Genomic DNA, 12,280 nt, shown 5'->3' with positions numbered 1-12,280 from the left:
CGTACTGCCTTTCTGCTCGGGGAGGAGCGTGTCGGCGCGGGTCATGCGGAGGCCTTGGTGACGCTCCAGCCGCCGTCCACCACCAGGTGGGTGCCGGTGATGTAGGAGGCCTCGTCCGCGCTGAGGAAGGCGATCGCGGCGGCCACCTCCTCGGGGGTGCCGAAGCGGCCGGCGGCGGTTCCGGCGACGCTGAGATCGCGGTCCTCGGGCGCCACCCGGTCCCAGGCGGCGGTCATGATCGGCCCCGGCAGTACGGCGTTGACCCGCACCTCGGGCCCGTACTCGACGGCGAGCTGTCCGGTCAGGGAGAGCAGGGCGCCCTTGGAGGCGGCGTAGGCGGGGTGTCCGGGGATGCCCATGTGGGCGTGCACGGACGACGTCAGCACCACGGCTCCGCGCCGCTCCCGCAGGTCGGGCAGGAGGGTGCGGAAGCCGAGGAAGCCGCCGGTGAGGTTGACGCCGATCTGCCGCTGCCAGGACTCCAGGGAGAGTTCGTGGGCCGGGGTGACGTCGACGGTGTAGGCGTTGCTCACCAGTACGTCGACCGGGCCGAATTCGTGGGCGGCCGCGGCGATCCGGGTCCAGGCGTCCTCGGTGGAGACGTCCGCGGTCACGAACCGGGCTCGTCCGCCGTCCTTGGTGATCCGCTCCGCGACCCCCTCGCCGCGCTCCGCCGCGATGTCGGCGAGGACGACGGCGGCCCCCTCCTGGGCGAGGCGTTCGGCGGTGGCGGCTCCGATGCCGGAGGCCGCGCCCGTGACCACGGCCGTGCGGCCCGTGAAGCGGGCGCCGTGCCGTTGTGGCTGGTCCATGGTGGGTTGGGACTCCTTGTCCGTGCGGCCCGGCGGGTGCCGGGACGGGGTTGGCCTCAGGTGGTGCTGTGCGGTGCGTGCGGTGCGGTTCTCACGTGATCATGCATCTCCCTGCTGTGCCGACGGTCCATCAGTCGATCCTGGGGTCATCGACGTCTCAGTTCCACCAGTTCCGCGTCGTGTTGGGCACTCCAGTGGAACGGCAGCCCGTAATGCATCAGGTGGGCTCCCGCGTACGTCGTCCCGGTCACCCGGTCCTCGTAGGCGGCGGCCGGGTCGAGGCCGCGCAACCGCAGCCGGGCCGGGCGTCCGGGCACCAGGGGCGCGCCGTCCAGGGGGCCGGTGCTGAAGGCGGCGACGACGGTCCGGCCGCCCCGGTCGTCGATGCCGTCGTACTGCACTCCGCAGGTGGCGTCCTTCGGGGAGCCGAGCAGGCGGGCCTCGCCGAGGTGGACGACGTCCCGGATCTCCTTGTAGCGGGCGATCCAGGCGGTGGCCTCGGCGAGCTGGTCCGGCGTCCAGGTGCGCAGGTCGGCGCCGATGCCGAGGACCCCGCACATCGCGGTGACGAAACGGAACGCGAGGGAGCGCGGGCGGGGGTCGAAGACGCCGGGGGCGTCGGTGACCCAGGAGCTCATCACGTGCGGGGCGTGCGCGTGCAGGAAGCCGTACTGGATGGCCAGCCGGTCCAGCGGGGCGGTGTTGTCGCTGGGCCAGACCACGTCGGTGCGCGCGATGGTGGCGCCCTCGATCCGGCCGCCGCCGCCCGCGCACCCCTCGACGGTGACGTGCGGGTGGGCGGTGCGCAGGTGGTCCAGGACACGGAGGTAGCCCTGGACGTGCTGGGCGTCCAGGTCGAGGTGGTCGGCGGGTCCGGCGCCGGGGCGGCCGCGTTCCGTCGGCGGGCGGTTCGCGTCCCACTTCAGGTAGCTGATGTCGTACGTGGTGAGGAGGTGGTCGAGGGTGGTGAGGACGTGGTCCTGGACGTCCTCGCGGCCGAGGTCGAGCAGGAGCTGGTTGCGGACCAGGCGGGCGGGGCGGCCCTCGATCCGGTAGACCCAGTCGGGGTGTTCGGTGTGCAGCCGGCTGCCGGGGCTGACGGCCTCGGGTTCGACCCAGAGGCCGAAGTCGAGACCGAGCGCGCGGACGTCGGCGACGAACGCGTCGAAGCCCTGGGGGAACGCGGCCGGGTCCGGGGTCCAGTCGCCGAGGCCGCCGGTGTCGTCGGCGCGGCCGGGGAACCAGCCGTCGTCCACGACGAAGAGTTCGGCGCCGATACCGGCGGCGGACTTGGCCAGGTCCAGCTGGCCTGCGGCCTCCACGTCGAAGCCGGTGGCCTCCCAGGAGTTGTAGAGGACCTTGCGGGTGCGCCCCAGCCGGTCGCCGGTGAGCCGGCGTTCGTAGCGGTGCCAGACACGGGCGAGCCCGTCGAGTCCCTCGGCACTGAACGCGCAGGCCAGCCTGGGCGTGACCAGGGTGGCGCCGGGGGCGAGGTGGACCACGCCCTCGTGCGGGACGCGGCCGGCGCGCACACGGACGGCGCCCGCGGGCTCGGCGTCCACGTCGATGTGCCAGTTGCCGGACCACTCCAGGGCGACGCCGTAGGCGCAGTCCTCGGCGAGCGGGTCCTGGACGGCGAGCCAGGGCGCGTAGGCGTGGCCGGGTGCGCCCTGGCGGCTGCCCATGGTGAACGTGCCGCGGGTCAGGTCGAGTTGGGTGTGCGTGAACTCCTGGGACCACTGGCCGGTGAGACAGGTCAGCCGGGCCCCCGCGGTGGTGACGGGGATGTTCACGGCGGCCGAGTCGAGCTGTTCCAGGCGCAGTTCCTCGTCGCCCGTGCAGGTCAGCTCGGTCCAGCGGTGGATGACGTCGGTGGCGGGCACCACGGCGTAGCACAGGGTGGTGCGCAGGCCGATTACGTCGTCGGTGAAGGTGAGGCGCAGGGTGCCGTCGCCCTCTTCGGCGCCGGTGAAGGTCCACCACACACCGCGTTCGTGGCCCGCGCGTCCGGCGACGAGGTCGGCGGCGGTGAACGGGCGCAGTCCGTGCGGCAGGTACTCGGCCGGGGCGGCGTCGGCCGGGGTGATGTAGTGCGTGCGGTGCGACCAGTCGAGGGCGGAGGGGCCGTGCTCCGCGCCGTGCGGTCCCCATGCCTCGAGTTCGGCCCAGGGGCCGTCCGGGGAGAGCCGCACGGTGTAGCCGGTGCGGTCGGTGCGCAACGTCCAGCGCTGGTCGGTCACTTGACTGCTCCGAGATTGAGGCCCGCCACGAAGTGGCGCTGGAACCTGAGGAAGACGGCCACGGTCGGGGCGGCGGCGATGACGGATCCGGCGGCGATCACGTTCCACATGGAGACGTACTGTCCCTGGAGTCCGATGAGGGCCGCGGTGATGGGCATCTTGGTGTCGCTGCGCAGCACGGTGATGGCCCACAGCAGGTCGTTGAAGATCCAGGTGAAGGACAGGGCGCTGAGCGCGGCCAGTGCGGGCCGGGTGAGCGGCAGGATGATCCGCCAGTACAGCTGCCAGGGGCCGGCGCCGTCGACGGTGGCCGCCTGCTGGATCTCGATGGGGATGGCGCGCATGAAGCCGTGCAGGACGAAGACGTAGAAGCCGACGCCGAAGCCGATCTGCACGCCGACGAGCGCGGGCAGGGTGTCGTAGATGCCCATGAGTTCGCTGAGCTTGGACACCGGGATGAGCAGGATCTGCGGCGGGAGCAGGTTGCCGCCGAGCATCAGCAGCAGCAGGGAGCGCCGGAAGGGCAGGTCGTAGCGGCTGAGGGCGAACGCGGCCATCGAGGCGAGACCCAGGGTGATCAGCACGGTGGGGATCGTCACGATCAGGCTGTTGATCAGGGCGCGTTGCTGGCCGCCGTCGACCCAGGCCTGACGGAAGCTGTCGAAGGTGAAGGAGTGCGGCCAGCTGCCGAGGCCGTTGGCCGCGATGTCCTCGAAGGAACGCAGGCTGGTGACCAGGACCAGCAGGATCGGCAGCAGCCACAGCAGGGAGAGGGCGCCGGCACCGAGGTGGAAGCCCGCGGTGGCGGCCCGGCGGCGGCGCAGCGCGGCCGTCGACGAGCGGGGGCCGTGAGTCGTGGCCATCAGTCGGCCTCCCGGAAGGCGCGGACGAGGTAGGAGGCGATGACGCCGAACGCGAGCACGAAGATGACGACGGCGAGGGCGGAGCCGTATCCGAGCCGCAGGGACTGGAAGGCCGTCGAGTACATGTAGGTGCTGAGCAGTTCGGAGGAGTGGTAGGGGCCGCCGCGGGTCAGGGACCACACCACGTCGAAGGAGCGCAGCGAGTCGATGACGATGACGGACAGGACGACGGCGTTGACGCTGCGCAGCTGGGGCAGGGTCACATGGCGGAAGCGCTGCCAGGGGCTCGCGCCGTCGACCTTGGCGGCCTCGTAGAGGGCGGGGTCGATGCCCTTGAGGCCGGCGAGGTAGAGGACCATGACGTAGCCGACCTGGCGCCACAGCGCGGGCACGATGACGGCGTAGAAGGCGGTGTCCTGGTCGGCGAGCCAGGCGTGGCGCAGACTGCCGAGGCCGACCGACTCCAGGACCTGGTTGAGGACACCGTCGGGCTGGTAGATCGCCTGCCAGACCAGGGCGGTGGCGACCAGGGAGAACACCACGGGCAGGAACAGGGCCGCGCGGTAGAAGCCGATGAACCGGCGCTCCTGCTGGAGGAGCAGTGCGGCGCCGAGGCCGAGCAGTGCGGACAGTCCGCCGAACAGCGCCAGCCAGAGCACGGTGTCGATCGCGGCGGTGCGGAAGATGTCGTCGTGGACCATCTCCCGGAAGTTGCCGAGGCCGACGAAGCGCGGGGCGGAGACGCCGTCCCAGTCGGTGAGGGCGAGGTAGAAGCCCTGCACCGCCGGCCAGAACACCCATACGGCCTCGGCGAGCAGCGGCACCAGCACAAAGGCCAGGACCATCGGGGGTGTACGGCGCCGCCCGCGCCGGGGCCCGCCCGGCGAGGGTGCGCGGGCCGGGGACTTGCGTGCGTCCGCGGTCAGTACTGCCATGTCATGCCTGCCAGATCTTCTCGGCGTCCCGCTGCCAGTCGGTGAGGATGCTGCCGATGTCCTTCGGCCGGGCGATGAACTTGGTCAGGGCGTTGTCCGCGGAGGGCTGGAGGGCGTCGCTGGAGTCCCGGTTGAAGAACTGGGTGATCTCCGCGGCCTCGGCGACGTGCTTTCGGCCCTTCTTGACCAGGGCGGTGCCGGTGTCCTTGGCCTTGGGGTGGCAGGGCAGGGCGGTGCCGGAGGAGCCCTTGAGGTAGATCTCCTGCGCCTCGGGGGTGGCCAGGTACTGGAGCAGAGCGCCGACGTCGTCCTTGCGGCCGGTGCGGGCGGTGGCGAAGTAGCCGTCGGTGGGGGCCTCTTCGGCGACCGGGACCTTGGGGTCGATGATCGGGAAGCGGAAGAAGTCGATGTCGTCCAGGGCGTCCTTCGGCGCGGCGTCGGCGAAGAAGGTGCCGATGAGCATGGTGCCGCTGCGGCCGTTGAGCAGGGAGGTCGAGGCGTCCTGGAAGGCGACGGCGGTGCCGTCGGGGTCGAAGAACGGCAGCACCTCCCGCCAGCGGTCGAAGACCTTGCGCACCTCGGGGTCGTCGAAGCGGTGGCGGCCGGCGAGCAGTTCGCGGTGGTAGGTGGCGCCGTTGATCCGGATGTTGAGGTAGTCGAACCAGGCGGAGGCCACCCAGGGGGTGTTGCCGCCGGCGCCGAGACCGATGGGCGAGATGCCCTTGGTCTTGAGCTTGTCGCACATGTCGAGGAAGTCGTCCCAGCTCTGGGGCTCGCTCACGCCCCACTTCTCGAAGTTCGACTTCCGGTAGAACATGCCCCACCAGTAGTAGGTGGTGGGGACGAAGACCTTCTTGCCCGAGCTGGCGGTGCACAGGGACTGGAGGGCCTTGGAGTACTGCTTGAGGTCGGGCGACTCGGCCCAGACGTCGTCGAGTTCCAGCAGCAGGTTCTTCTTCGCGTACGCGTCGGCGACCGAGCCGGGGTACCAGGTGTAGACGTCCGGCGGGTTGGAGGACGTGAGGTACGTGGGCAGCTGGGTGCGGAACGTCTCGGCCGCGACGGTGTTGAGGCTGACGCGCTTCGAGCCCTTCTTGCCGTAGGCGGACACCAGGTCCTCCATGGCCGCCTTCGCCTGGGGCGCGGAGAGGTTGGACTGCAACGCGACCGGGCCGCCCTTGTCGGAACTCGAGCCGGACGACGACGTGTCGGTGACACAGCCGGCCAGCAGTGCCGACGTCCCGGCGGCTCCGATGCCGGCGAGGAACCGGCGTCGGCTGGTCTGGTGGTTCGTCATGAAGGACTCCCTGTGGGTCCGCAGGGGGCGCGGGTCTCGTATATCGGCTCGCCCCGCACGCTGCGGATCCAGATTCGCGTGGCTGACCGGCCACGTCAAGGATAATTACTAATTTATGTGAACTCCCGGCGGGATCCACGAGAGCGCCACGCCGACGCCCCAGTGCCCGGGACGTCGGCGTCACGGCGACGACTGTGGCCCGAGCACTGGGGCGTGTCAATATTAATTACTAATTTAATGACGCAGGGAGGTTCCGACTACCGAGCGTCACGCGCCCCGGCAGCCGTCTTGAGGTCGCTCAGCCACATCTCCAGACCTTGCCCGAGCATTTCCGTCGCCGGCGAAACGTCCGCCTCGACCTGCTCTCCGGTCCAGGTCTCCTCGGTGTGCACACGCACCCCGCCCTTGACCCCGGTGAAGGTCCACAGGTGGACACCCTCGTCGATCCGCAGCCCCTCCCCGACCGCGGGACCCGTCCACAGCAGGCACTTGCCGTCCGTGGCCTGCTGCACGGTGGACGTGATGTTCAGCGTGGTGGCCGGGGTGGAGGGGGTCGCGGGCGCCGGCATCCCGTCGAACGCGGCGGGTCTCCTGCCGGCACCCGACCGAGCAGCTGCCGATGCACGGAGACGCTTGTTCCGCGTACGTCAGCCCGTGCGGGGCATGGCCGAACCGCTCTCGACGTGCGACTTCCGGTAGGCGCTCGGCGTCATCCCGACCTCCCGGCGGAAGATGGTCCGGAAGTTGGCGGCCGTACCGAAGCCGCTGGCGCCGGCGACACGCTCGACGGACCAGTCGGAGCCCTCCAGGAGGCGGCGCGCCATGAGGATCCGCTGGAGCGCGACCCACTGCATGGGCGGCATTCCCGTCTCACGGACAAAACGCCGGATGAAGGTCCGCCGCGAGAGCACACTGTGGTCGGCCATCTTCTGCACGGTGATGGCCGACCCGATGTTCTCCATCGCCCATTCCCGGGTGGCGCGCAGAGTCTCCGGGGAGCGGGCGGGCATTTCCGTGTACTGCGGCTCGTTCGCGTCACGCACAAAAGAGAAAACGACCTCTTTCGCCACGTCGTCCGCGACGGTGGTGCCGAAATCGCTCTGGACGACGTGGAGACAGGCGTCCATTCCCGCGCCGGCGCCCGCGGACGTGAGAATTCCGCCGTCCTCGACGAACAGCCGGTTCTCGACGACCTCGATCTCGGGATGCATCAGGCGGAGTTGTTCGGTGTGCCGCCAGTGGGTCGTGGCCGCCTTCCCGTCCAGCAGCCCGCCGGCCGCGACCGCGAAGACCCCCGTGCACACGGCGACGACCCGGCCGCCCCGGGCGAACGCGCTCCGCAGCGCCGCCAAGTAGGCGTCGGGAGCGGGGAGATGGGGATCCTCGTAACCGGGGACCACTAAAATGTCGGCGTTCTCCGCGTCCGCGAGCGAGTGCGTCGGCCTGATCTCCGCGCCCACGTCGTCGTACGACTCCCCGCCGCCCGCCTCCTCGCCGGCACCGCACACCAGCACGCGGTAGCCGGGGTGCCGGCCGAACACATGCGCCGCGATGCTGACGTCCAGGGCGTACGCGCGCGGCATCGCGAGAATCGCGACCACCACCGTGCGGTCGTTGGATGGCAATGACACTCCCCGGTCTTGACGCTGCCCGTCCAGCATACGAGCGCGGCGGCCGTCTCCCTTCGGGCGGTCACTGGCACAATCCTTGCCTCAACTGGCACGGCCGCATCTGGTCCGCCTCTGAGGCACTCTCATATCGTCATTCGCACAAACTCCCGTAAGCGGTGTCGACCCGCCTTTACGAGAACCCCTTTTGGTGATCGGAGCATCATGAGCAATGCGCCTCAGGTCGAGTCCTTCGGAGTTCCCTGGGAAAAGGAGTACGGCTATGTCCAGGCGGTCAGGCGCGGCGACACCATCCACCTCTCCGGCCAGGTCGCGCATGACGGGCCCGACCTCGTCGCGCCCGCTCCGGTCGACGGCACCCGGCCGGTCACCGATTTCACCAACACGGGCGCCCAGATGCGGCAGTGCTATGTGAACGCGGCGGAAGTGCTGGGCCGTTTCGGAGCGTCGCTGGACGACGTGGTCGAGGAGGTCATCTTCGCGCTGGACGTCGACGCCGCCAACGAGGCCGCGGGGCCGGTCCGCAAGGAGGCGTACGGTCGGCCCGACCCCCAGGTGGCCAGCACACTCGTCGGCACGACGCGGCTCGCGTTCCCCGAGCTGCTGGTCGAGATCAAGTTCGTGGCACGGGTCTGAACGGTCGGGCGGTCAGAGGCCGGTCGGCCGGTCACGTCTCCCCCGGCAGCGGCAGCTCCGGGTGGTGCCGCAGTGCGTCGAGCACCACACGTACGGCCGCGCGGGGCGGTGAGCCGCGGCGGACCGCCGCCGTGATCGTGCGGGTCACGGGCGTGGCCAGCTCGCGTGTGACGACGCGATAGCGGGGGTCGACCGCGAGGCCGGGCAGCAGTGTGATCGACAGTCCGGCCTCGACGTGCTGCAAGGCCAGCATGTAGTTGCTGAACCTGCACACCACCCGCGGCTCGAAGCGTGACTGCCGGCACAGCCGCAGCGCGAGGTTCGCCATGTACGACTGCGGCATGTCGAAGGCCCACGGCTCGTCCGCGTAGGCCGCGAGGTCGACGGGGCCGCGCCCGGCCGCCGGATGCCCGAGCGGGACGACGAGCACCACGGGGTCGGTGGCGAGCGGCACGAGATCGACGTCGGGGCCCAGTTGCTGCTCGCCGAAGTCGGTGGTCGTGATGATGACGTCGGCGTCCCCGACCCGCAGCGCGGGCATGCTCGCGTGCGGCTCCAGCTCCAGCAGCTCCACTTCGAGATGCGGATACGTGCGCGCGAGCCGGGTCACCGCCGGTACGGCCATGGTGTGGATCGCGCTCTGGAACGCCCCCAGCCGCACCAGGCCCGCCGGTTCCTCGCCGAATCCGCGCAGCTCCGCCTCGACGGCGTCCATCTGATCGAGGATGCTCCGGGCCCGCCGGGCGAGGATCAGCCCGGCCGAGGTCAGCCGCACCCGGCGTCCCGTGCGTTCGAGCAGCTGGGTGCGGGTCTCCGACTCCAGTACCGCCAGTTGCTGGGAGACGCTCGACGGGCTGAGATTGACGGCCTGGGCGACCGCGCGGACGGTGCCCAGTGTGTCGAGCTGGCTGAGCAGCCGCAGCCTCCAGGGGTTCATCACGCCCCCATTGTTGTTCGGTTCTTCCGAACAGGACAGCCGGAATCGTGAGATGGACGTGTCGCTCGGGCCGCCCCTACCGTCGGTGGCATGGCCGCTACGACCCCCACCCCACAGTCCCCCGATTCCTTCTGGCAGGACGCCGACCGGCATCTCGTGCGCTACGGCGGCGGTTTCACCCGCGAGATCGTCGACCGGGCCGCCGGGAGCTTTGTGTACACCGCGGACGGCAGGAAGATCCTCGACTTCACCTCCGGCCAGATGAGCGCGATCCTCGGTCACTCGCACCCGGAGATCGTCGCGACCGTCCAGCGGCAGGTGGCGACCCTCGACCATCTATACAGCGGCATGCTCAGCCGCCCGGTGGTCGACCTCGCCCGGCGGCTGGCGGAGACGCTGCCCGCGCCGCTGGAGAAGGCGATGCTCCTGACGACCGGCGCCGAGTCCAACGAGGCCGCGATCCGGATGGCCAAGCTGGTCACCGGTGGACACGAGATCGTCTCGTTCGCCCGCTCCTGGCACGGCATGACCCAGGCGGCCGCGTCCGCCACGTACAGCGCGGGGCGCAAGGGTTACGGTCCCGGCACGCCCGGCAACTTCGCGATCCCGGTCCCGAACGCCTACCGCCCCGACTTCACCGCCGCCGACGGCACTCTGGACTGGCGGCGCCAGCTGGACTTCGCCTTCGACCTGATCGACGCCCAGTCGACGGGGAACCTCGCCGCGTGTCTCGTCGAGCCGATCCTCAGCTCGGGCGGTGTCATCGAACCGCCGCTCGGCTACTTCGCGGCCCTGCGGGACAAGTGCCGTGAGCGCGACATGCTGCTGATCCTCGACGAGGCCCAGACGGGACTGTGCCGCACCGGCACGTGGTACGCCTTCGAGCGCGACGGCGTGGTCCCCGACATCCTCACCCTCTCCAAGACGCTCGGCGCGGGCCTGCCCCTCGCGGCGGTGCTCACCAGCGCCGAGATCGAGCAGGAGGCGTACGACCGCGGGTTCCTGTTCTTCACCACCCATGTCTCGGACCCGCTGGTCGCCGCGGTCGGCAACACGGTCCTCGACGTGCTGGTGCGTGACGGCCTCGACGAGCGCGCCCGGACGCTGGGCGCGTATCTCCACGACGGTCTGGTCGACATCGCCAAGCGCCATCCGGTCGTGGGTGACATCCGCGGGCGTGGCCTGCTGGCCGGCCTGGAACTCGTCGCCGACCCCGCCACGGGCACCTCCGACGAGCTGGGCGCCCGCATCACCCGCCGCTGCCTGGAACTCGGCCTGCACATGAACATCGTCCAACTCCCGGGTATGGGCGGCGTCTTCCGCATCGCCCCACCGCTCACGGCGACGGAGGAGGAACTGGCGCTGGGCCTGGGCATCCTGGACGAGGCGATCGGGGAGGCCGGGGCGGGGCTCTGAGGCGGGGGGCTCTGAGGCGTGGTGCGGGGGCGGGTGTCCCCGGGAGGGGGGACGGGCACCTGCCGGCGGCGCCTCCGTGCGGATCGGTCTCAATATCGGTGTCGATGTCGGTGTCGGTGTCGGTCGTCTGTCGGGGGCTGTAGGCGACCCCACCACGCCCTGCCGGCCGGGCTCCGGTGGGACCGGGCGCCGGGCGTGACGCTGCTCGGTGACGCCGCGCATCTCGCGGCGCCGAACGGCGAAGGCGCCAACCTGGCCATGCTCGACGGCGCCGAACTCGGCGAGGCTCTCGCCACGCATCCCCACGACGTCGAGGCCGGCCTCACCGAGTACGAGCAGGCCATGTTCGCCCGCGCCGCCGAGCCCGTCACCTTCGAGGGTGACGAGTTGCACGGGATCGACTCCGAGCACAACACCGCCCGCGCCATGCTCAGGATGATCACCGAGCACGATCAGCAGCGGGCCTAGGGCACAGTCACGGGCGGGCCGACCGGGCGGATTCGAGGATCTCGGCCAGCCTGGCGGTGTCGGCGAGGTAGCGGTCGTAGGGGAAGTCCTCGTTCTGTAGGCCGCGCCGGAGGAGTTCGGCGAGGGGTTTCCCGCTGGAGTGGTAGGCGTCGCGGCCGGTGGTGGTGAGTTCGACGAGGCGGCGGCGCGCGTGCTGCGGGTCGCGCGTGATGCGGACCAGTCCGTCCTCCTCCAGTGGTCGCAGGGCCCGGCTGATCGCCGGGTCGGAGACTCCCAGTGCCTGGGCGAGCCGGTGCTGTGTGGCCGGCTCCACGTCTTCCAGCGCGCCCAGCAGTCTGATCTGGCTGTAGGTGAGGTCGCCGTCCGGGCCGGTCTCCCGGCGGGCGAGATCGCCCAGCAGTGAGACCACGCGGTGCAGCAGATCCGAGAGTCCGTCGTCGTCCATCCGTGCAGCGTACCGCAATGTTGCATTGTTAATATTAACCATGCAAGACTGAATGCCATGGACACACTCTCGTACGTCGCACAGTCCGCGTTCCCTCTGATCTGGCTGCTGGTGGCGGCGGTCGGCGCACTGATCCGTACCCGGCACGTCACCTCCCGGCGCGAAAGGCTGGAGACCTGGCAGCGGTGGTGGGCGATCTGGGCGCTGGGGTTCGGAAGCCTGTGGATGACCGTCGCGTTCGTCGCGGCGCCGGACGTGATGGCCACGGCGATCGGGTTCCACCGCACTCCGTTCGAGTTCGAGATCGCCTTCGCCAACCTCGGCCTCGCCGTGATGGGCTTCCGCGCGGCCTCGCCCTCCGCCTCGGCCAGGGAACGCATCACCATCGGCCTGGGAGCCGGCATGTTCCTCTGGGGCGCGGTGGTCGGTCACCTCTACCAGTGGTTCGCCAACGGTGACCACGCCCCCGGCAACACCGGAGGGGTACTGGTCAACGACCTCCTCATCCCGGCCGTCCTGATCGCCCTGGCCTGGCGCTCGCAACGCACAGCCACCACCGAGCGCACCGCGGCGACACCGGCCCTCGCCTGAGCCGGCACCCAC

11 protein-coding genes and 2 pseudogenes are annotated in these 12,280 nt (G+C 70.5%); 4 read left to right on the top strand and 9 right to left on the bottom strand.

Features of this window, described 5'->3' with window-relative positions; all coding sequences use genetic code 11:
- Nucleotides 1-41: 41 nt before the first annotated feature.
- The 7 genes and pseudogenes from ACIQAC_RS36915 to ACIQAC_RS36885 all read right to left on the bottom strand — a co-directional run bounded on the left by ACIQAC_RS36915 (nucleotide 42) and on the right by ACIQAC_RS36885 (nucleotide 7,778).
- Nucleotides 42-812: an SDR family NAD(P)-dependent oxidoreductase gene (locus ACIQAC_RS36915; protein ID WP_402199228.1), complete on the bottom strand. Its 771-nt coding sequence runs from the start codon at nucleotides 810-812 to the stop codon at nucleotides 42-44.
- 146 nt (nucleotides 813-958) lie between these two features.
- Nucleotides 959-3,052: an alpha-galactosidase gene (locus tag ACIQAC_RS36910; RefSeq protein WP_402199225.1), complete on the bottom strand. Its 2,094-nt coding sequence runs from the start codon at nucleotides 3,050-3,052 to the stop codon at nucleotides 959-961.
- The gene (locus tag ACIQAC_RS36905; RefSeq protein ID WP_402199224.1) at nucleotides 3,049-3,915 is read right to left on the bottom strand and encodes a carbohydrate ABC transporter permease; all 867 of its coding nucleotides are present in this window, start codon (nucleotides 3,913-3,915) and stop codon (nucleotides 3,049-3,051) included. The genes ACIQAC_RS36910 and ACIQAC_RS36905 overlap by 4 nt, the downstream gene beginning before the upstream one ends.
- Nucleotides 3,915-4,850, bottom strand: coding sequence for a carbohydrate ABC transporter permease (locus tag ACIQAC_RS36900; RefSeq protein WP_402199222.1), 936 nt, complete (start codon nucleotides 4,848-4,850; stop codon nucleotides 3,915-3,917). Before ACIQAC_RS36900 ends, ACIQAC_RS36905 begins: the two co-directional genes overlap by 1 nt.
- A gap of 1 nt (nucleotide 4,851) precedes the next feature.
- Nucleotides 4,852-6,147: an ABC transporter substrate-binding protein gene (locus ACIQAC_RS36895; protein WP_402199220.1), complete on the bottom strand. Its 1,296-nt coding sequence runs from the start codon at nucleotides 6,145-6,147 to the stop codon at nucleotides 4,852-4,854.
- A 257-nt stretch (nucleotides 6,148-6,404) separates the two neighbouring features.
- Nucleotides 6,405-6,713: pseudogene (locus ACIQAC_RS36890) on the bottom strand (hypothetical protein); the annotation flags it as partial.
- 81 nt (nucleotides 6,714-6,794) lie between these two features.
- Nucleotides 6,795-7,778 (bottom strand): GlxA family transcriptional regulator, encoded by a 984-nt coding sequence (locus ACIQAC_RS36885; RefSeq protein WP_402199217.1) that lies wholly within the window; start codon nucleotides 7,776-7,778, stop codon nucleotides 6,795-6,797.
- 201 nt (nucleotides 7,779-7,979) lie between these two features.
- Between ACIQAC_RS36885 and ACIQAC_RS36880 the strand changes: the two genes are divergently transcribed.
- On the top strand, nucleotides 7,980-8,411 hold the full coding sequence (locus ACIQAC_RS36880; RefSeq protein WP_402199215.1) for a Rid family hydrolase: 432 nt from the start codon (nucleotides 7,980-7,982) through the stop codon (nucleotides 8,409-8,411).
- A 31-nt stretch (nucleotides 8,412-8,442) separates the two neighbouring features.
- Here the strand turns inward: ACIQAC_RS36880 and ACIQAC_RS36875 are convergent, their stop codons facing one another.
- Complete coding sequence (locus ACIQAC_RS36875) at nucleotides 8,443-9,351, bottom strand: LysR family transcriptional regulator (RefSeq protein WP_402199212.1); 909 nt, start codon at nucleotides 9,349-9,351, stop codon at nucleotides 8,443-8,445.
- Nucleotides 9,352-9,438: 87 nt separating this feature from the next.
- Between ACIQAC_RS36875 and ACIQAC_RS36870 the strand changes: the two genes are divergently transcribed.
- Nucleotides 9,439-10,764 (top strand): aspartate aminotransferase family protein, encoded by a 1,326-nt coding sequence (locus ACIQAC_RS36870; protein WP_402199210.1) that lies wholly within the window; start codon nucleotides 9,439-9,441, stop codon nucleotides 10,762-10,764.
- A 144-nt stretch (nucleotides 10,765-10,908) separates the two neighbouring features.
- Nucleotides 10,909-11,232, top strand: a pseudogene (locus ACIQAC_RS36865) (FAD-dependent oxidoreductase); the annotation flags it as partial.
- Between the two features lie 7 nt (nucleotides 11,233-11,239).
- On the opposite strand, the gene ACIQAC_RS36860 reads toward ACIQAC_RS36865, so the two are convergent.
- Nucleotides 11,240-11,677 (bottom strand): MarR family winged helix-turn-helix transcriptional regulator, encoded by a 438-nt coding sequence (locus ACIQAC_RS36860; protein WP_402199208.1) that lies wholly within the window; start codon nucleotides 11,675-11,677, stop codon nucleotides 11,240-11,242.
- 57 nt (nucleotides 11,678-11,734) lie between these two features.
- On the opposite strand from ACIQAC_RS36860, the gene ACIQAC_RS36855 reads away from it, so the two are divergent.
- The gene (locus tag ACIQAC_RS36855) at nucleotides 11,735-12,268 is read left to right on the top strand and encodes a DUF6790 family protein (protein WP_402199206.1); all 534 of its coding nucleotides are present in this window, start codon (nucleotides 11,735-11,737) and stop codon (nucleotides 12,266-12,268) included.
- Nucleotides 12,269-12,280 lie beyond the last annotated feature (12 nt).

It is taken from the genome of Streptomyces sp. NPDC088387 (assembly GCF_044753385.1).
Classification (GTDB): domain Bacteria; phylum Actinomycetota; class Actinomycetes; order Streptomycetales; family Streptomycetaceae; genus Streptomyces.
The sequence above is the reverse complement of the archived record's forward strand: the minus strand, read 5'-3'. Positions and strand labels throughout refer to the sequence as shown.